Raw genomic sequence first — 20918 nt, forward strand, 5'->3', positions numbered from 1 at the left:
GCGTCAGCCCCTGCGTCAGCCAGTGCGGCGGCCCGTGTCCGTAGCCGGCCCGGCGGGCGAGCCGTAGGCGCGGAGGGCACGGTCGACGACGGCCTGCAGGGTCGCGTGGTGGGCGCCCTTCCAGTAGACGCGGGAGCAGCCCGTGCACTGGGCGAACACGTCGTAGGAACGCTGCGTGCCGCCTTCGAGGCGGTCCTGGACGTCGTCCTTGTCGGCCTGCGTCAGCGGGCCGTTGCATGCGACGCAGCGGGTCCACGGCGCGAGGTCGGGGGCGAACCGCTGGAGCACGTCGTCGAGTTGCTCCTCCGGGCGGTCGCTGTAGACATAGGCCCCGGCCCACAGCTCGCGGCGGCGCAGCAGTCCGCGGTCCCGCGAGAGCATGACCCGCTTCTCGCGGGCGGACCGGGCGGCCAGCGCCGGGTCGCCGATGTCCTCGTTGAGATAGGCCGCGTCGACGCCGAGCAGCCGCAACCGCCGGGCGAGCGTGCCCAGATGCACGTCCAGCAGGAACCGCAACGGCGCGCCCGGCACCTGCTGCGGCCGGACCACCGCGTGCACGCCGATGTGCTCGCCGTCGGCGGGGACGTGGGCGACGGCGGCCTCGCGGCCGTCCACGGTGAGTCGGCCCACCTCGGTGAGCGGGATGCCCAGTGACTCCACGACGTGGCCGAGCGACGAACTGCCGTCGGTGACGACCTCGCCCGCCTCGGCGTGGCGACGCTCGGCGGGCACGAACACGTGCAGTTCGGGGGGCACGGTGACGGTGATGCGTGGTCGGCTCACGGCCTCAGCATGCCATCGGCACGCACCCGCGGACCACGCGTTTCCGCGCCGGTCCCGAGCCCCGGCCGGCCCGCCCGGGTCTCAGCGCTCGGCGACGTCGCCGAGGACCGGTTTGACGTCCAGGACCGGGGTGCCGTCCAGCGCCTCCAGGCCGCTGACGCGGAGCCGGGCGCCGTCCGGGTCGACGCCGAGGACCCGGACCCGGTGCAGGCCGATGGGGTTCGGCCGGTCAGGGGAGCGGGTGCTGAAGACGCCCTGTTCCGGGCGGGAGGCGTCGCCGCGCGGGTGCACGGTCAGCCGGGTGCGGTCGGCGCGGTCCAGCCAGGTGAGCAGCAGGACGTCGCTGCCGGGGGTGAGGTCGCGCAGGGCGGGCCGGTAGGCGGGGTCGAAGACCAGCCAGGCGTCGGGCGCCCCCTCGTCGCCCTGCCGCGGCGCGTCGGCCCGGTCGGCCAGCGGGGACTCCACCCGGCCGACGGGCACCACGGGGAAGGAGGTGCCCGCCTGCCCCCCGGCGGCATCGGGCGGTGTCCCGGGGTGCTCTCGCGTCATGCACGGCCTCCTGCGGTGTCGGTCCCGAGCCTAGATGCGCACGCGCGGCCCCGCAGTGGTTCTCGGGGACCCCACCTGCACTCCGCGCGTGCGACCCGGCCTCACGGGCGGTCCGGCCCCACAACCGTGGCCTGCATCCTCAGAGGTCGTAGCTGACGGTGACCGGCGCGTGGTCGGACCAGCGCAGGTCGTAGGAGGCGGCCCGCTCGACGACGGCGGTGGTCGCGGTCTTCGCCAGGCGCGGGGTGGCCACCTGGTAGTCGATGCGCCAGCCGCTGTCGTTGTCGAAGGCCTTGCCGCGGTAGGACCACCACGAGTACGGGCCGGTGGTCTCCGGGTGCAGGTCGCGGACGACGTCCCGCCAGGCGTCGGGGGCCAGTACCCGGGACATCCAGGCGCGCTCCTCGGGCAGGAACCCGGCGGACTTCTGGTTGGCGCGCCAGTTCCTCAGGTCCACCTCCTGGTGCGCGATGTTCCAGTCGCCGCACACGACCGCGTGCCCGTCGGCGTCCCCGGCCGTCCGGTCGAGGGTCGCGGTCAGGTGCTGGTGGAAGGCGTCCATGAAGCGGTACTTCTCGTCCTGCCGTTCGGTGCCGACCTCACCGGAGGGCAGGTACAGGCTGCCGACGGTCACGGTGGTACCGGCGTGCGGCAGGTCGATCTCCAGGTACCGGCCGGACGCGTCGAACTCCGCCGCGCCGAACCCGACACGCACCGCGACCGGCTCGCGCCGGCTCAGCACCGAGACGCCCGCGCGGCCCTTGGCGGCGGCCGGCGCGTGGTAGGCGTACCAGCCGGCCGGCGCGCGCAGTTCGGCGGAGAGCTGGTCGGGCTCGGCCCGGACCTCCTGGAGGCAGATCACGTCGGCGGAGGTGGTGTCCAGCCAGGGCAGGAAGCCCTTCTTGCCGGCGGCGCGCAGGCCGTTGACGTTCACGGTGGTGACGGTGAGCATCCCTGGACCCTACCCGGGCCGGATCGCGGGCTCATGACCGCACGCACGTACGATGGTGACCGTGGAGATCAGAACGACCCGTTTCGACCACCCCGACGCTATGAAGCTCAACGACCTCGTGCAGCTGGAGTACGTCAGCCGCTACGGGGACGGCGACCTGACGGAGATGGCCGCCGCGCACTTCGACCCGCCGCGGGGCCTGTACCTGCTGGTCTACGACGCCGACGGCACGCCGGTGGCCAGCGGCGGCTGGCGCGCCCAGGACGCCTCGCCCGAGGGGTTCGAGGACGGCGACGCGGAGATCAAGCGGATGTTCGTGGTGGCCGAGGCGCGCGGGCGCGGGCTGGCCCGGCGGCTGCTCGCCGAGCTGGAGGCGAGCGCGGCGGCCGCGGGCAGGACCCGCATGGTGCTGGAGACGGGTTCGAAGCAGCCCGAGGCCATCCGGCTGTACGAGACGTCGGGCTACACCCCGGTGGAGAAGTTCGGCTACTACCGGCACCACGAGACGTCCCTGTGCATGGGCAAGCCCCTCGGCTGAACCGGCCGGTGGCCGACCCCGACGGCCCCCGCGGCCCGCGCTATCGGCGGCGGCGTCTTCGGGCGTAGCCCGCGTACAGCCCGCACAGGATGCCGACGACGAAGGTGATCAGCAGCGCCCCCCACAGGGGCATGGTGACCACCGGGATCAGCACCCTGATCCGGACGTCGTGGGTGTTCTCGAAGATGAAGATCAGGGCGAGGATCGCCAGGACGAGCACGACGACGCGGCCCGGCGTCAGCATGTCGCGCACGGTCCAGCGCTGAGCCGTACCCGGAGGCGTCCCGCCGGTCCCTGCGGTTCCGCTCATCGCCTTCACCCGCTCTCGCTCGCCCCGCATCGCCGACGGCTCGTCCCCGGACCGCTCGGTGGCAGGGCCGTCCTGACCCCATGATCGGCGTGGTCGGGCGCACGCGGGCTCCCGGACGGTCCGTCCGGGTGACGCCCGCACCGGGGCGGGCCGGAGCGGCACGGAACCGCTCAGGTGCACAGTTCCTCGTACACCGCCAGCACGCTGCGGGCCTGCTGCTCGACCTGGTCCTCGACCGGCACCCAGCGCGGCCGGTAGGCCGACTCGTACGCCGCGCACCACTGGTCGACCAGGCGCGTGACGGCGGGGACGTCGGCGATGCGGCGCAGCATGGCGGCCGCGCGCAGCGGGATGCGCTGCGCGTAGACCTGGATGCTGGTGACGCGGGCGGTCGTCATCGGCGGCAGCGGCGCCGCGTCCGGCGGGCGCACGGCCGGGTCCCACTCGGCGCTCAGCTGCGGTCCGATGCCGACGAGTTCCCGCACGGTGCGCAGCATCGGGCTGTCGGCGCCGATCAGCCGCGGGTCGATGCGGTCCAGCACGCGCGCCACCGTCGGCAGGTCGCGGCGCAGGGCGGCGCCGGCGGCGCGGAGGGCGTGGTCGGGGTCGGGGTGCGGCGTGGTGTCGGCGCTGCGGTCGCACGCCCACATCGGCACCTCGACGATGGCCGTGACGCCGTCGTAGCGCTGGGCGTGGGCCCAGGTGGAGTGGGCGCCGTCACCGGCCGCGAGGTCGTCCCCGGGCGGCATCACGTAGACCCCGGGCCCCGGGCTCGGCCACTGGAACGCGTCGGACGAGCCGCTCTCCAGCGGGATGTCCAGCTCGGCCGCGGACTTGCCGATCCGCTCGGGCACGCCCGGCACGTCGCTGGTGAGCTGGACGAAACTGCCGCCGACGTCGATGCCGTGCAGCGAGCACTGCAGGACCGGCCGGAGACCGTCGAGCACGCCCAGCAGGGCGCGGGTCTCGGGCAGGGCCGGGCAGAGCGGGGCGGCGTCGTCGTGCGGCAGCCACTCGGGCTGCTCCGCGGCGCACGGCCGGAAGAAGTGCTCGTAGTGTCCGCGCAGGGTGTAAGGACCGGACAGCCAGGGCTCGTTGAGCACCGCGCCGTCGGGGTCGATGCACAGCAGGAAGTGCCAGGTGCTGCCGTCGTCCGCGCCGCGTTCGCGGATCTCGGCCATCTGGGCGGCCAGCCGCAGGACCGTCGCACCGCCTATCGCGGCCTCGTTGGCGTGCGGACCCGCCACCACCAGGACGTTGCGCGTCCCGTGCCCGACCGTCAGCATCAGCAGCGGCCGTCCCGCCCGCGATCGGCCGACCTCACGCAGCCGGCACAACCGGGGGTACCTCATGGTCAACACCCGAGCACCGTCGGTCACTTCGGCGGTGGTCGGATAGCGCTGTCTCGTCACCGCAATCCCCCAGGAGCCGGGGCGTGGTCCACGTCCCGGCCGCATCACGACATCGAGTGGGTTCCGTTAGTAGGTCACGGCGTCGGTTGAGGTGTCAACGGTGCTACCGCGACCTTTCGCGGGCGCGATGACACCTGGCCGGAGGGCCGGCCGATGGGTCCGCCGTCGCGGTCCGGCGGGAGCGCAGGCCGGGGCACGGCGGCCCGCGTCCGTGCGTATGTGCGATACGCCGACCAGGTGAGGGGCCCGCGACCGGCCCGCCGACCGCCCGCGCGGCACCGGCGGGGCGCGGCGACGTGCGCGCACGCCGTACGGAACCCGCAGGCGCCGGACCTGCGGCAGCGGCCTGCGGCATATGCCACGACGGCCCGAACGATCGTGCGCACAGGGCGTCCGGGCAGCTCACGCCGGTGACACGGAGGCGGCCGCACACTCCTGTGCCGGAGCGGACGGCGTACAAGAGCTCAGCCAGAACGATGACCGCGACTGCCCCAGCAGCGGTACGCAAGGGGCGCGGACCGTTGCCGCGGGACGGTCTCGCGCCCTCGCGGGCGGCGCCGCGGACCTGCCACACCTTCGTCACCGAGGCCGGGGCCCGCGCGTACCCGCGGGACGTCCCCGACGCCCGGCACCGTCTCCTCCCCTTCTTCCCCCGCTCCCCCCTCTCTCCCCTCCTTCCCGTGGGGCACTTCGCCCTCGAGGAGCACACCGACGAGATCGCACCGCTCGCCGCCGGCCCCCTGGACGGCACTCACGCCCGGTCGGCCCGACCGGGCGCCCACCGTTGCCGCCGCCCACCGGGGTCCCGGACAGCCCGCACCCGCTTCTTACGAAACGCGGACGGCGTCCGGCCAGGGGCCGACGACCATGGTCACTGTCCGTGGCGGGTGTCAGACTCGGCTCCATGAGCAGCGCACCCGTGCCCGCACCCCAGGCAGCCCCTCCGCCGCGTCGGCGCATCCTGGTGGTCGACGACGATCCGACCGTCGCGGAGGTCGTCGCGGGCTACCTGGACCGGGCGGGATTCGCCGTCGACCGCGTGGCCGACGGTCCCTCCGCCGTGGCGCGGGCCGCGGCCGTCCGCCCCGACCTCGTGGTGCTGGACCTCATGCTGCCCGGCCTGGACGGCCTGGAGGTGTGCCGCCGGATACGGCAGGCCGGCCCCGTGCCGGTCGTGATGCTCACCGCGCGTGGCGACGAGGACGACCGGATCCTCGGGCTGGAGGTCGGCGCCGACGACTACGTCACGAAGCCGTTCAGCCCGCGCGAACTGGTGCTCCGCGTGGAGTCGGTGCTGCGGCGGGCCGGTGGCAGCCCGGCGCCGGGGCCGTGGCTGCGCTCCGGCGGGCTCGCTCTCGACCCCGCCGCCCGGCGCGCCCTGCGTGACGGTCGGGAACTCGCCCTGACCATCCGCGAGTTCGACCTGCTCGCCTTCTTCCTGCGGCACCCGGGGCGGGTGATGGGCCGCGAGGAGCTGATGCAGCGCGTGTGGGGCTGGGAGTTCGGCGACCTCTCCACGGTGACGGTCCACGTCCGGCGGCTGAGGGAGAAGATCGAGGAGGACCCGGCCCGGCCGCGGCTGATCAGCACGGTGTGGGGCGTCGGCTACCGCTTCGACCCGCCCGGCGCGGCGCAGCAGCCGCCCGACACGGCACCGGACCGCGGCCGGTCGCGGCAGGCAGCGGCGGAGGCGGGTGAGGGCGATGCGTGACCTGGGGCTCATCGCCGCCTACGCCGCGCTCGGCGCGGCCGCGGCCGGCCTGCTCGGCACCTTCGTGCTGCGGCTCCTGCGCCACCGCTCGATGGCCCTGTCGCTCGTCGTGGTGGCGGTGGTCACTGTCGCCGCGATGCTCGCGGGCACGCTCTCGGTGGCCTGGGCGATGTTCCTGTCCGACCACGACCTGGGCGTCGTCACGACGGTGTGCGCCATCGCGGCCGTCGTCTCGCTCGGCGTCACGCTCATCCTGGGCCGGCAGGTCGTGGCGGGCAGCCGGGCGCTGGCCGCGGCGACCCGGGCGTTCGGGGACGGCGACGCGTTCGCCACGCCGGACGGCACCCCGACCGCTGAACTGGCCGAGCTGGGACGGGAACTGGAGGTCACGAGCGCCAAGCTCGCGGCGTCGCGGGAACGGGAACGGGCGCTGGAGGCGTCCCGCCGCGAACTGGTGGCCTGGATCTCGCACGACCTGCGCACACCGCTGGCCGGCCTGCGCGCCATGACCGAGGCCCTGGAGGACGGCATAGCCGACGACCCGGCCCGCTACCACCGGCAGATCCGCGCGGAGGTCGACCGCCTCAGCGGGATGGTCGGCGACCTCTTCGAGCTCTCCCGGATCCAGGCGGGCGTGCTGGCCCTCTCCCCCACGCGGATGTCGGTGTACGACCTGGTGGGCGACGCGATCGCCGGCGCGAACCCGCTGGCCGCGGAGCACGGGGTACGGCTGGTCGGGGACGGAGTGGAGCAGGTGCCGGTGGAGGTCGACGGCCGCGAGATGACGCGGGTGCTGGCGAACCTGCTGGCCAACGCCATCCACCGCACACCCGCCGACGGCACGGTGGCCGTCTCGGCGCGTCAGGACGCGGCCTCCGGCTCCGTGGTGCTGTCCGTGTCCGACGGCTGCGGCGGCATCCCGCCGGACGACCTGCCCCGGGTCTTCGACACCGGCTGGCGCGGGACGGGCGCGCGGACGCCTCCGGCCGGCGCGGGTCTCGGCCTCGCGATCGTCCGCGGCATCGTGGAGGCGCATCACGGCCGCGCCGCCGTCCACAACATCCCCGGCGGCTGCCGGTTCGACGTGGTGCTCCCGCCCGCCTCACCCCACCAGGCGTGACCGCTCCACGCGGCCCCCGTGCCTGATCGCCCGCGCCTGATCCCTCACGCACGACCCGTCCTGCCGAGCCATGCCTGCAATCGATGACCATTTGCCTAAAGCCTTTAGGTAGACGCATAATCGATTTCGGTACGAGAGGAGGGCCGATGGCACGCGCGGGACTGAACGCGGAGCGGCTGGTGCGGGCCGGGGCCGAACTGGCCGACGAGGCCGGGTTCGACCAGGTGACCGTCTCGGCGCTGGCCCGGCGGTTCGACGTCAAGGTCGCCAGCCTGTACTCGCATGTGAAGAGCTCACAGGATCTGCGGACCGGGATCGCGCTCCTGGCGCTGGAGGAGATGGCCGACCGCGGGGACGCGGCGCTTGCCGGCCGGGCCGGCAAGGACGCGCTGGCCGCCCTGGCCGACGTCTACCGCGACTACGCCAGGGAGCACCCCGGGCGGTACGCCGCTGCCCGGCTCCCGCTCGACCCCGCGACGGCGGCGGCGAGCGCGGGCGGACGGCACGCCCGGATGACCCGCGCGGTCCTGCGCGGCTACGACCTGGCGGAGCCCGAGAGCACGCACGCCGTCCGGTTGCTCGGCAGCGTCTTCCACGGTTACGTCGACCTGGAACTGGCCGGCGGCTTCAGCCACAGCGCGCCGGACTCGCAGGAGAGCTGGTCCCGGATCATCGACGCCCTCGACGCCCTGCTGCGGAACTGGCCCGCGGCCTGACGCAGCACCTGACGCAGCACCTGACGCAGCCCCTGACCCACCGCACAGCCCGCCCGCGGGCGGCCGCGCGCCGGAACACGTCCGACCCACAGGTGGAGAACCATGCACACCGACGACCTGACCACCACGCCCCTGACCGCGGAGCTCCTGCGCGGCGCCCTCGACGTCGAGCGCACCGAGCGGGGCCTGCTGCCGCACCGGCTGCCCGCCTGGGCCCGGGCGCAGAACACCGACGGCCAGGTCGCGATGGTCGAGTCCCAGCCCTCCGGGGTGCGGCTGGCCGTCCGCACCCGCGCCACCGTCCTGGAACTGGACGTGCTGCCGACCAAGCGCGTCTACGTCGGGGCCCCTCCCCTGCCCGACGGCGTGTACGAACTGCTGGTCGACGGCCGGCCCGCGGACCGCGCCACCGCGGCGGGCGGCAACACCCTGACCGTCGACATGGCGGCCGGGACCTTCGAGCACCGCCCGGGACCGGCCGCCACCCTGCGCTTCGCCGGACTGGCCGCGGGCGACAAGGACGTGGAGATCTGGCTGCCGCACAACGAGACCACCGAGCTCGTCGCCCTGCGCGCGGACGCTCCCGTCGAGCCCGCCCCCGACCTGGGCCGCCGGGTGTGGCTGCACCACGGCAGTTCCATCAGCCACGGCTCGGACGCGGCGGGACCCACCGGGACCTGGCCCGCCGTCGCCGCCGCCCTGAGCGGTGTGGACCTGGTCAACGTGGGTCTCGGCGGCAGCGCGCTGCTCGACCCGTTCGTGGCCCGCGCGCTGCGGGACGCCCCGGCCGACGTGATCAGCCTCAAGATCGGCATCAATCTGGTGAACGCCGACCTGATGCGGCTGCGGGCCTTCACCCCGGCCGTCCACGGCTTCCTGGACACCATCCGCGAGGGGCACCCGGCCACCCCGCTGCTGGTCGTCTCGCCCATCCTCTGCCCGATGCACGAGGACACCCCGGGGCCGACCGTCCCCGACATGGCCGCGATCGGCGAGGGAAGGCTGCGCTTCACCGCCGGCGGCGACCCCTCGGAACGCGCCCTCGGCAAGCTGACGTTGGGCGTCATCCGGGACGAACTGGCCCGGATCGTGGCGCAGCGCTCGGCCGACGACCCGCATCTGCACTACCTCGACGGCCGCGGACTGTACGGGGAGGCGGACGAGAAGGAGCTGCCGCTGCCCGACGGGCTGCATCCGGACGCCGCCACGCACCGCCGCATGGGCGAGCGTTTCGCCGAGCTGGCGTTCGGCCCGGGCAGCGCCTTCGCGACGTGACGGGCCCGGACGGTTCCTCCGCCACTGGATGACCCGGGGATCGGGCAGGCCCGCGGGCCGAGTGACCCGCGGACGGGGTGACCCGCGGATCGGGCGGCCCGCGCATCGGGCGGGACCGCGGACCGGATGATCCACGGATCGGGTGACCCGCGCATCGGGCGGGCCCGCGGACCGGAAGATCCTCGGATCGGGCAGGCCCGCGGGCCGAGTGACCCGCGCATCGGGCGGCCCGCGGATCGGGCGGCCCGCGGATCGGGCGGCCCGCGGACTTGCCGGACCCGTGGGCTGTGTGCGCCGCGCACCGCACCGCACCCTGCACTCGCCCCCGAAAGACCGGGCGGGCCGGGTACGCGGCGTCGCGTACCCGGCCCGTTCAGCCGGACCGGCGGGAGCGGCTCCTGCGACCCGCTCCCGCGTCTCAGACCAGCGCCGGCACGTCCAGCGTGAGCGTGCACGCGTCGGCGTCGAGCACGGCAGGCACGCCCAGCGGGACGGTGAGGGTGGACGGGCAGTGGCCGAAACCGAGTTCCTCGATGATCGGCACGCCGAACCCGGCGAGGAGGTCGGTGAACAGCGCCCGGACCTCCTCGTAGGGGTCGCAGTCCTGCCAGGACCCGAGGACGATGCCGGCGACGCCGTCCAGCCAGCCCGCGCGCAGGAGCTGGGTGATGATCCGGTCGAGCCGGTAGTTGTCCTCGCCGACGTCCTCCAGGACCAGGATGCCGCCGGCCGCGGAACGGCGGGCGTGCGGCGAGCCGAGGTCCGCGGCGAGCAGGCTGACGCAGCCGCCGAGCGTCACACCCGCGGCCCGGCCGGGGACCAAAGTGCCGGCCGTCGCCGAGGTGAGCACCCGGGTGTCCTCCGGCGTGAACAGCGTCCGCTTGAGGTGCTCCTGGGTGGGGCCGTCCTTGAGGAAGGTCTCCGCGGCGGTCATCGGCCCGTGCAGGGTGGCGAGGCCCAGCCGGGTGGCGAACGCCTCGTGCAGCGCGGTGATGTCGCTGTAGCCGATGAACGGCTTGGGTCCCGCGGCGCGCATGGCCTCCCAGTCGACCAGGTCGACCATGCGCTGGGCCCCGTAGCCGCCGCGAGCGCACATCACGGCGGCCACCGACGGATCGCACCACATGTCCTGGAGGTCCTGCGCGCGGTCGCGGTCGGCGCCGGCGAGGTATCCCAGGGGGTGCTCGTCCAGGACGTGCGGGGCCACGACCGGGTCGAGGCCCCAGCCGCGGAGGAGGTCGAGGCCCGCGTCCAGGCGGTCGGCCGGTATCGGCCCGCTGGGGGCGACGATCCCGATCCGGTCGCCGGGCCGCAGCCGCCCGGGCCGGGTCAGCTCGGGCACGGGTGTCTGCTGCACCCCGGTGGTGCCGGTCATGTGGTGAGCTCCAGGTGCGGGACGCCGGCCGGGGTGAAGCCGAACACCTGGCCGTAGAGGGAGAGTTCGGCCTCCAGGCTGGTGACCATGGTGTCCAGGCGGCGGAAGCCGTGGCTCTCGCCCTCGAAGGTCAGGTAGGCGTGCGGGATGCCGCGGCCGGCGACGGCGGCGAGGAACCGGTCGCACTGCACGGGCGGGCAGATCACGTCGTCCAGTCCCTGCAGCAGGATGAACGGCACGCTGATCCGGTCGCCGTGGTGGACCGGCGAGCGGTCGTGGTACCGCTCGGGCACCTTGTCGAGCGGGCCGACCAGGGTCTCCAGGTAGTGGGACTCGAAGTCGTGCGTCTCCCCGCCGGCCGGGGACCAGCCGTAGAGATCGAGGATCGGGTAGATGACGGTGCCGCACGCGTAGGTGCTGGTGGAGGTGAGCGCCGCGGCGCTCGTCCAGCCGCCCGCGCTGCCGCCGCGGATGGCGAGCCGCGCGGGGTCGGCGGCGCCCTCGGCGACCAGGCCCTCGGCGACCGCCGCGCAGTCCTCGACGTCCACCACGCCCCACTGCTCGCGCAGCCGGTTGCGGTAGGCGCGGCCGTAGCCGGTGGAGCCGCCGTAGTTGACCTCCGCGACACCGATGCCGCGTGAGGTGAAGTAGGCGATCTCCAGGTCGAGGACCATGCCGGCGCGGCTGGTGGGCCCGCCGTGCACCCACACCACATAGGGCGCGGGGCCGTCACCGGTGGCGGCGGGGTTCCCCGGCGGGTAGACGTGGGCGTGCACCTCACGGCCGCCCGGGCCGGTGAAGACCCGGTGCCGGGCGTCGGGCAGGTACGCGGGGTCGACGGTGTCGTGGTGGGCGTTGCCGACCACCCGGGCGTGTCCGGTGCCCGCGTCGAGTTCGACGATCTCGTAGGAGGTGCGGGCGCTCGCGGCGACACCGATGACGCGGCGGCCGACGGCGGCGAGGGTCGGGTTCCACTCGGTCCACGGCCCGGACGTGTCCACGACCTCGCCGGTGGCGGGGTCGAGCAGGCCGAGCCGGAGCGCGCCGACGCCGTGCAGGACGGCGATCAGGCCGTTGTCCAGCGGGCGGAACCAGCGGTGGCCCAGCTTCCACAGGGCGTTGCCGAACTCCTCCTCGCGCGGGCACAGGTTCACGGCCTCGCCGGTGCCGGGGTCCACGCGGTGCAGGTTCCACCAACCGGTGCGGTCGGTGGCGGCCAGCAGGGTGCCGTCGGGCGCCCAGTCGACCTGGGTGACGGACTCCTCGGGGCCGCCGATGACCGTGCGGGCGGGGCCGAACACGCCGGCCGACACCTCGGCCACGCGCAGCTCCGTGCCGTCCCACGGCATGTACGGGTGGTCCCAGGCGATCCAGGCGGCGTGCCGCCCGTCGGGCGACAGGCGGGGGCCGGTGACGAACCGGTGGGTCTCCACGGCCAGTTCGCGCACCGCCGAGCGGTCCTCTGCGGCGGAGCCGTCGAGCGGGACGGCGGCCGGCACGCGGCGGCAGTCGCTCGGCCCGTCGCCGGTGAACTCCTCCAGCACCGCCCAGACCTCGCCGTGCTCGGGGTGCACGGCCAGGTCGGCCCAGCGCAGGCCGCCGCCGACGGCGGACACCGGCGTCAGGGGCCGCGGCGCCTGCTCCGGGCGGTCCGGGCGGAAGACGTAGAGCCGCTGGTCGGGGTGGTGCACGAAGACGATCAGCGGGGAGTCGTCGACGATCGCGCCGGCCCAGGGGGTGCCGCCGTACTCGATGACGCGGCTGCGCACGTTCCAGGGGGCGGGCAGCGGGCACTCCTCGGTGCCGTCGGCGTGCCGCCGGATCAGGGCGCGGCGGCCGGCCTCGGCGGGGCGCGGGGCGGTCCACCACACCTCGTCGCCGACCACGCCTACGTACTCGGGGCTGCCGTCGTGGGCGGCGGCGGTGGCCGCGTCGATCGGCGAGGGCCAGGTGCCGTAGGGCGCCGGGGCGGTCATCGGGTCTCCTCGGCGGTCCCGGCGGCCACGCCGCGCATGAAGCGGTCCAGCACGCGGACGCCGAAGTGCAGGGCGTCGACCGGGACCCGCTCGTCGACGCCGTGGAACAGCGCCAGGTAGTCGTAGCCGGGCGGCAGCTTCAGCGGCGAGAAGCCGTAGCCGGTGATGCCCAGCCGGGAGAACTGCTTGGCGTCGGTGCCGCCGGACATGCAGTACGGCACGACGTGGCCCTGCGGGTCGAAGTGCTCCAGGGCCTCGCGCATGGCCGCGTAGGTCGGCGAGTCGACCGGGGCCTGCAGCGGGACCTCGCGGTGGTGGTAGTCCCACTCCACGTGCTCGCCGGTGAGGGCGTCCATGGTGGTGGTGAACTCCTCCTCGCCGCCGGGCAGGATGCGCCCGTCGACGAAGGCGGTGGCGGCGCCGGGGATGACGTTCACCTTGTATCCGGCGTCCAGCATCGTCGGGTTGGCGCTGTTGCGGACGGTGGACTTCACCAGGGTCGCGGACGGGCCGAGCTTGGCCAGCAGCCCGTCCACGTCGTCCAGGTCGGCGGCCACGCCGTGCAGTTCGGCGAGGGCGAGCAGTTCGGCGCGCACGGTGTCGGTGATGCGGACCGGCCACCGGTGCTCGCCGATGCGGGCGATGGCCGCGGCGAGGTGGGTGACGGCGTTGTCGTGGTTGACCTTGGAGCCGTGGCCCGCGGTGCCCTTGGCGGTGAGCCGCAGCCAGGCGGTGCCGCGCTCGCCCGCGGCGACCGGGTAGATCCGCATCGAGTCGCTCGCGTGGAAGGTGAAGGCGCCGGACTCGCTGATGCCCTCGGTGCAGCCCTCGAAGAGGTCGGCGTGCTCGGCCACCAGGTAGCCGGAGCCGTAGGCGGCGCTGTCCTCCTCGTCGGCGGTGAAGGCCAGCACGATGTCGCGCGGCGGGCGCTGCCCGGTGCGGGCCCAGGCGCGGACGGCCGCCAGCACCATCGCGTCCATGTTCTTCATGTCGACGGCGCCGCGGCCCCACACCACGCCGTCTCTGACCTCGCCGGAGAACGGGTGCACCGTCCAGTCCGAGGCCTCCGCGGGCACCACGTCGAGGTGGCCGTGGACGAGCAGGGCGTCGGCGGAGGGGTCGATGCCGGGGATGCGCGCGACAACGTTGGCGCGTCCGGGCGCGGACTCCAGGATGCGCGGGGTGATCCCGGCGTCGGCGAGCTGCTCGGCGACGTACTCGGCGGCGGGCCGTTCGTTGCCCTCGCCGCCACCGCGGTTGGTGGTGTCGAACCGGATCAGCTCGGAGGTGAAGCGCACCACCTCGTCCAGCGCCTGCTGGTCGATCACGTCGGTGCGCGGACCCGCGGCGGAGGCCGGGACCGCCGCCCGGGTGGTCTGCTGCTCAGCCATACTGCTCCTCCACGGCCTGCGAGACGAGAGTGGTGACGGCCTTGAAGGCCCGGACGGCCTCGTACATCGTGGGCAGCGTGTAGGACACCCGGCGCTCGCCGGTGCGCTCGACGCCCGGCACGACGCAGGCCGCGCCGGTCAGGTGCACGGCGTCGAACTCCAGCTCCACGGTGAACGGCCCGGCCTGGGCGGGCTCCTGCCGCACCGCGAGGGCGGCGGCCTCCTTGGCGGCGGCCCGGATGTCCGCGGCGGTGCGCGCGGGCGGGCGGCACACGGCGGCGTACCGCGAGACGTAGTCCTTGACCGCGACCGTGCGGGCCCGCGGCGCGTAGTCGTGGGCGTCCAGGCCGGTGCGGTCGTCCCCGGTGACCAGGACGACGGGCACGCCGTACTCCGCGACCACCAGGGCGTTGAGCCGGCCCTCGCTGGCCTGCTCGCCGTTGACCCACACGCCGGTGATGGAGTTGGCGAGGTAGGTGTGGGCGAGCACGCCTTCGGTGCCGGCGCCCGTGTGGTACCCGACGAAGGCGATGCCGTCGACGTCGCCGTGCTGGACGCCCTCGACCATCGAGAGGTCCTTGTGGCGCCCGGTGAGCATCTGGGCGCGCTCGTCGAGCTGCTCCAGCAGCAGGTTGCGCATGGTCCAGTGCGCCTCGTTGATCAGCACCTCGTCGGCGCCGCCGTCGAAGAAGCCGGCCACGGCGGCGTTGACATCGGAGGTGAAGAAGTGGCGGCAGCGCTGCCACTGCTCGCTGCCGGGCAGCACGTCGGCCGGCCAGGTCACACCGGTCGCGCCTTCCATGTCCGCGGAGATGAGGATCTTCATGCGCGTCACGTTACGCGGCCGTGGCAGGGCCCGGCCAGAGCCCCCGGCGACCTGTGGACAACTTCACTGGTCTATACCTCTTGCGCTCCTGCCGCACGGCCCGCGACCAGCCATTTCGAGGGGACGCCGACGCACCCGACGCCCGCTGTGAACTGGGTGGTGACCAGCGGCTGTTCACCCTCGGCGCGCACCCGCGGGCCCCCTCGCGGAGTACCCGGGCAGCGCCGCGCCGGCCCGCTCGCCCGGTGCGATGCCGTGCGGGGGAACCGTCCTTGGTTTCAGCGGCGGTCCCTGCGGCCCGGACGCGAGCCCCGTGCGCCCGTCCTCCCCTGCGGCGCCGGACCGTCGGCGTCCGCCACGATCACCGCGAGCGGGGTCCCTCCGGTGAGGACCGGCGGAGTCGGGCGGTCCGTGGTTCGATGGACTCCTTCCCCCGTGTCCGCGGGCCGCGTCCGGCCGGGCAGAGCCCGCCGCCACAAGGTCCGCGGTGCCGCCGTCGACGCTGCGGCGGCATGCTCCGTGGAGGCGGGGAATGGGCTAAACAGGGCGCACGCCCGCGCGCGAGCAACCATGGCCGTCGTGCTAGCGTCCAAAGACCTGTGTGCGAACCGCGGCCCGGGGATCTTCCCGGAAGGCGGCTCCGCCTCCCGCCGGACGGGACCGGCCGGGACCGTCCGTACCCGCTACCGGAAGAGGCGACGTGACCACCTGGCAGCCTGCGCGCATCGGCGCCGTCCGGGGACCCCGGGCAGTGCTGCGGTGGTGGGACCCGCGTCATCCACTGATCATGGCGACCCTGGCCGCCGCGGTGCTGCACCTGCTGTGGGCCCTGTTCCTGGCCCGTGACTCCGGCGACATGGCCGCCCAGTACGCCTGGACGGACTTCATACGGGCGCACCCGTCGGCCTCGTACAACCTCTCCTGGTACGGCGGGATGCATCCCGCCTCGTACAGCATCCTCTCCCCGTACATCATGGCGGCACTGGGGGTGCGGACGACCGCGGTGATCGCCGGCACGCTGTCCGCGACGCTGGCCACCGCCATGCTGCTGCGCTCCCGTATCGACCGGCCGCTCCTGCCCATCGCGTGGACGGTGTTCGCTCTTTGGTGTGACGTCGTCTCCGGCAGGGTGACGTTCGCCCTGGGCATGATGTTCGCCCTGGTCTCCACGGTGCTGCTGTTCCCCGCGGAACGGGCGATCAAGGGCCGCACCAAACGGATGGCCGTCGCCGTGGCCATGGCCGCCCTGGCGACCATGTGCAGCCCGGTCGCCGGGCTGTTCCTGCTCGTGGTGGCGGCCTCGATGTTCCTCACCGGCCGCCGCACCGACGCCTATGTGCTGGCCGCCGCGCCGCCGCTGGTGGTGGGCGCGACCTCGCTGCTCTTCCCTTTCTACGGGGTGCAGCCGTTCGCCTGGTACTTCGCGATCATCCCGTTCGCCATCGCCGTGGTGACCGCGCTCGTGGTGCCGCGCAAGTGGCGCTCACTGTGCCTGGGCGCCTGGGTCTACGCCGTGGGCGTGGCCCTCACCTATGTGATCCCGTCACCCATCGGGAGCAACGTCGAACGACTTGCCCTGCTGTTCGGCGGGACCGTGGTGCTGATCGTGGCCATGAGCAGCGTGTGGGGGCCGCGCCGGACGCTGCTGCTGTGGCTGGCCTTCGGCGGGGTCGCCGCGTGGCAGATCACCAAGCCGATCGTCGACCAGGTGCAGACCACCTCGGTGTCGTCGACCGTCAAGCACGCCGGACCGCTGATCAGCGAGCTGCGGAAGGTCCAGGCCGACCGGGGCCGGGTGGAGGTCGTGCCGCTGCGCTCCCACTGGGAGGCGTCGGGCCTGTCCCCGTACGTCAACCTGGCCCGCGGCTGGAACCGGCAGGCGGACGTCGAGCGCAACCCGCTGTTCTACGACGGCACGCTCACCCCCGACACCTACCGCGACTGGCTGCGGCGCTGGAGCGTCAACTACGTCGTCCTGCCGTCCGACGAGCCGGACGGCGCCGCCGTCGCCGAGGCCAAGATCGTCGCGGCGGGCAACACCTGGCTGCACCCGGTGTGGAGCGACGCGCACTGGAAGCTGTACGAGGTCACCGGCGCCGAGCCGCTCGCGGACCCGCCCGCCGTGGTGGACCAGGCCGGGCCGGCCGAGCTCACCGTGACGATGCCGCGCAGCGGCTGGGTCGTGCTGCGCATCCCGTGGTCCCCGGTGCTGGGCATCGAGGGCGCCAAGGACAACAAGCACGGCTGCCTGACGCCGGACGGCGACTGGACGCGCCTCTACGCGCCGACCCCGGGCACCTACCGGATCGGCGGGTCCTACGCGCTGATCCGCGGCACCCAGTGCGCCAAGGACCAGACCCAGGGCACCGACGCGCCGCCCGCCGACGGCGCCGGCGGCTGACCGCCCGGATCCGGTGAGCCGGCCCTGCGCGGCCTGCCGCCGCCCGTGCCGCCCGTTTCGCGGAGCCGGGCGGGCTCAGTCGGTGTGTCCCAGCTGGAGGTCGCGTTCCGTGCGGCCGCCGCCGGCGACCTGGAGCACGGTCGCCACCGGCGGATAGCCCGCGGCGATGACGGTGTACTCGCCCGCCGCGAGGTCCACGAACCGGAACTGCCCGTCGGCGCCCGTCGTGACGGAGTCCACGACGTTGCCCGCCGCGTCCAGCAGCGTGACCCGCGCGTCCTCCACCAGGCGCCCGCCCGGCGCCTTCACGGTGCCGCGCAGCATCGCGCCGCCGGCGAGCTCGACGTCCTGCCGGGTCTCCCGCGAGGCCTGCACGGACACCGGCAGCGCGGCCGGGCGGAACGCGGGCGCGCTGGCGGCCAGCGTGTACTCGCCCGCGACCAGCTCGCTGAGCACGTACAGGCCCTCGCGGCCGCTGCGGGCGCTGGCCACGACGTCACCGCGCACATCGGTGAGGGTCACGACGGCGTCCCTGACCGGGGTGCCGTCGGCGGTGTGCACAGCGCCGGCCAGCCGGCCCGCCCCGCCCAGCACCACGTCGAGCTCCACGGGGTGGTCGCCGACAGTCACGCTGACCGCCTGCGGCTGGTGCCCGCCCGCCGCGGCGATCAGCACGTAGCTGCCGTGGCCGGGGGTGCTGAGGGCGTAGCGGCCGTCCTCGGCGGTGGCGCCGCGCCCCACCTGGTGACCGGAGCCGTCGATCAGGGTGAGCGCCGCCCGCCCGACGGTGGTGCCGTCGGAGTGCTGGACGGTGCCGCACACCGGGACCCCGCCGCCGTGGCTCCTGCGGGCGCCGGGGAAACCGGCGTCCGGCGCTTCGCGCGGTTCGGTCAGCGGAGTGCCGTTGGCGGGGGTGTGCCCGGGGTCGTACAGGCCGTCGTACACCGGGTCGTGGGCCGCGGGGGCGGCCGGGCCGTGCTGGGTCACCAGAGGTTTCTCCTTGAGCAGGAAGGCGAAGAGGAAGCCGAGGACGAGGACCGGCACCAGGTAGAGGAAGATCCGCGGCATGGCGTCGGCGTACGCGGCGATGTAGCCGTCGCGTACCGGGGCGGGCAGGGTGCGGACCAGTTGCGGGGTGACCGACTGGGGGTCGGGCAGGTGCGCGCCGTGCGGGAGTTCGACGGCCAGGCGCTTGGCCAGCCGGTTCGCGAACAGGGTGCCGAAGACGGCGGCGCCGACCGAGCCGCCGATCTGCCGGAAGTAGTTGTTGGCACTGGTGGCCGAGCCGATGTCGCCGGGGCGCACGGAGTTCTGCACGGCGAGCACCAGGACGGGCAGGATCATGCCGATGCCGAGGCCCAGCACCGCCATGTAGCCGCTGTACTCCAGCCGCGGGGTGTCCTTGCCGAGGAGGGACAGCAGGTACATCCCGACCGCGGACAGCGCGGCGCCGAGCAGCGGGAAGACCTTGTAGCGGCCGGTGCGGCTGATGAGCTGCCCGCTGACGATCGAGGCGGTGACGACGCCGAGCATCATCGGCAGCATCAGCAGTCCGGAGCCGGTGGCGCTGGCCCCGTCGACCATCTGGAGGAACGTCGGCAGGTAGCTGGCCGCCCCGAACAGGGCGACGCCGATGACCCCGCCGACCACCGCGGTGACGTTGAAGACGCCGTCGCGGAAGAGCCGCAGGGGGATGACCGGCTCCGCGGCGAACCGCTCCACCAGGACGAAGAGCAGGCCGCAGACCAGGGCTCCGGCGCCCAGTCCCAGGATCTCCCGGGACCGCCAGCCGTAGGTGGAGCCGCCCCAGGTGGTGAGCAGCACCAGGCAGGTCGATCCCGCGGCGAGCAGCAGCGCGCCGAGCACGTCCAGCCGCGGCCTGGCCCGGGGCTTGGGAAGCTTCAGGACGAGGGTGATCACGACCAGGGTGACCAGGCCGAACGGCACGTTGATGGAGAAGCACCAGCGCCAGGAGGCGTGGTCGGTGAAGAACCCGCCGAGCAGCGGGCCGGCGACCGACGCGAGTCCGAACGCGGCGCCGATCAGGCCCATGTAACGGCCGCGCTGCCGGGGCGGCACGATGTCCGCCATGATTGCCTGCACCCCGATCATCAGCCCGCCGCCGCCGACGCCCTGCACCGCGCGGAAGGCGATGAGCTCGTTCATGGTGCGGGACCAGGCGGCGAGCGCCGAACCCACCACGAACGTCAGGATCGCGAACTGGAAGACGCTCTTGCGGCCGAAGAGGTCGCCGAGCTTGCCGTAGATCGGCAGGCCGATGGTGGAGGCCAGCAGATAGGCGGTGACCACCCAGGACATCTTGTCCAGGCCGTGCAGCTCGCCGACGATCTTCGGCAGCGCGGTCGCCACGATCATCTGGTCGAGGGCGGCCAGCAGCAGGGCGAGCATCAGCCCGACGAAGACCAGGCGGATGCGGCGCGGGCTCAGCGCGGCGGCGTCCAGGCCGTCCGCCGCTTCTCCGCCGGTCCCGCCGGTCACGCCTGCCGCGCCGGCCGCGTCCGCTGTCCCGGGATCGCCGGCGCCGGGGGCCGTGCCGAGGGCGGCGGGGGCCGCCGGATCGCCGGGTCGTCGCTCACCCTCCCCGGGCCCCGCCTCCGTCCGCTCGGTCAGCGTCCCGCCACTCACTTCCGCTCCCCTCGTCGCACCTGCGCCACCGGTTCCCCGCATGAGGCGACAACGACGGACGAGCGCCGCGATTGCCCGGAACGGGAGGAAATCACCCGGACGAGTACACGGAAGTGGCCGGAATCCGGTACGGCACCGCGTGAATCGGCCCGCGCCAGGCCTACTTGACCCGAGCCGGATCACCGGCAAGGGTGGCGAGGTGAGCCGTGCCGCCCTGCCGCAGACGCGCCGTCAGACCACCACCCGGCGCCTGCGGGCCTATGCGATCGACGTGAGCGTGATGGCGGGCTGGCAGGGGGTGCTGGCAGCGAGTTCCCTGCTGCCGGGCGCCCGGTGGCGCACCAGGGTGTTCCGCGACCCGCGCACGGCGGATCTGGCCCAGTTCACGGCGGGCGTGCTGCCCGCGGCCCTGTATCTGGGGGGCGGCGAGGCGAGCACCGCGCAGGCCACGGCGGGCAAGCGCGCGGCCGGGCTCATGGTCGTCACCGCCGGCGACGGCGGCCGCGCCTCGGCGCGGACGATCGCCGTCCGGACCGGCGTGAAGCTGCTCCCCTGGCAGCTCGCGCACCTCGCCGTCACCCGGGCGACCGGTGTGGTGGGCGGGCGGCACGCCGAGCGGACGGCCCGAGCGGCCTTCGGCGCGGCGCTCGCGCTGAGCGCCGTCTCCCTCACGCTGGCCGTCTGCCGCCCGGACGGCCGCGCGCTGCACGACCTCGTCGCGGGCACCCGGGTCGTGCCCGGCAAGGCGGGAGGCGGGGACACGGACCCGGACCAGGACGCGGTCCGGGGCGCGCTCCGGAGCTCCGGCGAGGACGCGTACCGGAGCCGCGGCAGGACGGACGAGCTGACCGCGGACGGCTGAGCGCGGATGTGAGCGCGAGCCCGCCCCATGCCCGGGCCATCGGCGCGCCCCGCAGACCGGGCCCGACCATACGCG

At 74.3% G+C, this 20918-nt stretch carries 17 protein-coding genes; 7 read left to right on the forward strand and 10 right to left on the reverse strand.

The features are described 5' to 3' along the window. Window positions 1–15 precede the first annotated feature (15 nt). The 3 genes from K7862_RS09760 to K7862_RS09770 all read right to left on the reverse strand — a co-directional run bounded on the left by K7862_RS09760 (window position 16) and on the right by K7862_RS09770 (window position 2284). Window positions 16–783, reverse strand: coding sequence for a Mut7-C RNAse domain-containing protein (locus K7862_RS09760; protein ID WP_222962061.1), 768 nt, complete (start codon window positions 781–783; stop codon window positions 16–18). Window positions 784–864: 81 nt separating this feature from the next. Further along, a complete protein-coding gene (tsaA, locus tag K7862_RS09765; RefSeq protein WP_222962062.1) occupies window positions 865–1332 on the reverse strand; it encodes a tRNA (N6-threonylcarbamoyladenosine(37)-N6)-methyltransferase TrmO in 468 nt (155 codons plus the stop codon). Between the two features lie 139 nt (window positions 1333–1471). Beyond that, complete coding sequence (locus K7862_RS09770; protein ID WP_222962063.1) at window positions 1472–2284, reverse strand: exodeoxyribonuclease III; 813 nt, start codon at window positions 2282–2284, stop codon at window positions 1472–1474. Window positions 2285–2384: 100 nt separating this feature from the next. Here K7862_RS09770 and K7862_RS09775 point away from each other — a divergent pair, with 100 nt between their 5' ends. Further along, window positions 2385–2822: a GNAT family N-acetyltransferase gene (locus K7862_RS09775; protein WP_504740051.1), complete on the forward strand. Its 438-nt coding sequence runs from the start codon at window positions 2385–2387 to the stop codon at window positions 2820–2822. A gap of 40 nt (window positions 2823–2862) precedes the next feature. Here the strand turns inward: K7862_RS09775 and K7862_RS09780 are convergent, their stop codons facing one another. Both K7862_RS09780 and K7862_RS09785 read right to left on the reverse strand, forming a co-directional pair. Next, a complete protein-coding gene (locus K7862_RS09780; RefSeq protein ID WP_372461539.1) occupies window positions 2863–3132 on the reverse strand; it encodes a LapA family protein in 270 nt (89 codons plus the stop codon). 170 nt (window positions 3133–3302) lie between these two features. After that, window positions 3303–4484, reverse strand: coding sequence for a M14 family zinc carboxypeptidase (locus K7862_RS09785; protein ID WP_262412911.1), 1182 nt, complete (start codon window positions 4482–4484; stop codon window positions 3303–3305). Between the two features lie 964 nt (window positions 4485–5448). Here K7862_RS09785 and K7862_RS09790 point away from each other — a divergent pair. The 4 genes from K7862_RS09790 (at window position 5449) to K7862_RS09805 (ending at window position 9366) form a co-directional block, all read left to right on the forward strand. Further along, window positions 5449–6255, forward strand: a complete 807-nt coding sequence (locus tag K7862_RS09790; protein WP_222962066.1) for a response regulator transcription factor — start codon at window positions 5449–5451, stop codon at window positions 6253–6255. Continuing rightward, the gene (locus tag K7862_RS09795) at window positions 6248–7375 is read left to right on the forward strand and encodes a sensor histidine kinase (protein ID WP_222962067.1); all 1128 of its coding nucleotides are present in this window, start codon (window positions 6248–6250) and stop codon (window positions 7373–7375) included. Before K7862_RS09790 ends, K7862_RS09795 begins: the two co-directional genes overlap by 8 nt. A 146-nt stretch (window positions 7376–7521) precedes the next feature. Continuing rightward, on the forward strand, window positions 7522–8091 hold the full coding sequence (locus K7862_RS09800; protein WP_222962068.1) for a TetR/AcrR family transcriptional regulator: 570 nt from the start codon (window positions 7522–7524) through the stop codon (window positions 8089–8091). Between the two features lie 102 nt (window positions 8092–8193). After that, the gene (locus tag K7862_RS09805; RefSeq protein ID WP_222962069.1) at window positions 8194–9366 is read left to right on the forward strand and encodes a GDSL-type esterase/lipase family protein; all 1173 of its coding nucleotides are present in this window, start codon (window positions 8194–8196) and stop codon (window positions 9364–9366) included. A 418-nt stretch (window positions 9367–9784) separates the two neighbouring features. On the opposite strand, the gene K7862_RS09810 is transcribed toward K7862_RS09805, so the two are convergent. From K7862_RS09810 to K7862_RS09825, 4 genes are read right to left on the reverse strand one after another with little or no spacing between them, the layout of a single operon-like run. Next, entirely contained in the window at window positions 9785–10741 is a 957-nt protein-coding gene (locus tag K7862_RS09810; protein ID WP_222962070.1) for a S66 peptidase family protein, read from the reverse strand. Beyond that, window positions 10738–12717, reverse strand: a complete 1980-nt coding sequence (locus K7862_RS09815; RefSeq protein ID WP_222962071.1) for a prolyl oligopeptidase family serine peptidase — start codon at window positions 12715–12717, stop codon at window positions 10738–10740. Before K7862_RS09815 ends, K7862_RS09810 begins: the two co-directional genes overlap by 4 nt. Continuing rightward, complete coding sequence (locus tag K7862_RS09820) at window positions 12714–14108, reverse strand: M20/M25/M40 family metallo-hydrolase (RefSeq protein WP_222962072.1); 1395 nt, start codon at window positions 14106–14108, stop codon at window positions 12714–12716. Before K7862_RS09820 ends, K7862_RS09815 begins: the two co-directional genes overlap by 4 nt. Continuing rightward, entirely contained in the window at window positions 14101–14934 is an 834-nt protein-coding gene (locus K7862_RS09825; RefSeq protein WP_222962073.1) for a M55 family metallopeptidase, read from the reverse strand. Before K7862_RS09825 ends, K7862_RS09820 begins: the two co-directional genes overlap by 8 nt. Window positions 14935–15721: 787 nt before the next feature. Here K7862_RS09825 and K7862_RS09830 point away from each other — a divergent pair. Next, on the forward strand, window positions 15722–17335 hold the full coding sequence (locus K7862_RS09830; RefSeq protein ID WP_262412912.1) for a DUF8823 domain-containing protein: 1614 nt from the start codon (window positions 15722–15724) through the stop codon (window positions 17333–17335). A gap of 75 nt (window positions 17336–17410) precedes the next feature. Here K7862_RS09830 and K7862_RS09835 read toward each other — a convergent pair whose 3' ends face one another. Next, window positions 17411–19981 (reverse strand): MFS transporter, encoded by a 2571-nt coding sequence (locus K7862_RS09835; protein ID WP_443611928.1) that lies wholly within the window; start codon window positions 19979–19981, stop codon window positions 17411–17413. 199 nt (window positions 19982–20180) lie between these two features. Between K7862_RS09835 and K7862_RS09840 the strand changes: the two genes are divergently transcribed. Continuing rightward, window positions 20181–20843: an RDD family protein gene (locus K7862_RS09840; protein ID WP_222962076.1), complete on the forward strand. Its 663-nt coding sequence runs from the start codon at window positions 20181–20183 to the stop codon at window positions 20841–20843. Window positions 20844–20918: the final 75 nt, after the last annotated feature.

Source organism: Actinacidiphila acidipaludis, assembly GCF_019890725.1.
Classification (GTDB): domain Bacteria; phylum Actinomycetota; class Actinomycetes; order Streptomycetales; family Streptomycetaceae; genus Actinacidiphila; species Actinacidiphila acidipaludis.